At 68.4% G+C, this 659-nt stretch carries 1 protein-coding gene; it reads right to left on the bottom strand.

From position 1 onward, the window contains the following. Nucleotides 1–182 precede the first annotated feature (182 nt). On the bottom strand, nt 183–659 hold a 477-nt coding region (locus tag ELR45_RS38980; RefSeq protein ID WP_240760120.1), incomplete at its 5' end, for an ArsR/SmtB family transcription factor.

The following is a 659-nucleotide window of genomic DNA, read 5'->3' on the forward strand; positions in this document are numbered from 1 at the left end:
GGTCGACCGATTCGAACGAGCCGGGTTCGAGCCCGTGAAGATCGTCGGAGACAACAGTGTCCTGATGCGCCGATACGTGTGACTGCCACTACTGTTCTTGAGAGCGCGATCATGATCATGTGCCGTTTGTGGCCCTCATAAGGGGCCACAAACGGCACATGATCAACGGCGGCGGCCGCTTCCTAGCCGGCGGTATCCGCCACGGTCTCTCCGAGCGTCGTCGTCCTGTACATCACGGTGCGTCCGGAACGTTCGCCCGCGACCAACCCGTTCTCCCGCAGCACGCGGAGGTGTTGCGACACTGCACTCGGCGTGATGCCCAGCGCACGCGCCAGATCGGTCGGCGTCGCCGGGGAGCGGAGCGCTTCAAGCAGCTCGGCCCGGGCTCGGCCGAGCAGCCGGACGGTGGCTCCGGCGGGCGGCCGAGTCCCAGCGGTCCACAGTGCGCCGACGCCACGTGCCGGGTACCGGAGCGTGGTCTGCGTGGAGGTGCTCTTCTTGATCAGCACGTAGGACGAGCCGAGGACCACGGGCATGAGGACCAGTCCGCCCGGGCCGCGGTTCACGGCGCGGTCGGCGCTCCAGCGCGCACCCTCCAGCATCAGCCGGCCGTCGCGCCAGTGCAGATCCGGGTGCAGGTCGGCGAACAACGCCTCCGC

The organism is Phytoactinopolyspora endophytica, from assembly GCF_004138495.1.
Classification (GTDB): domain Bacteria; phylum Actinomycetota; class Actinomycetes; order Jiangellales; family Jiangellaceae; genus Phytoactinopolyspora; species Phytoactinopolyspora endophytica.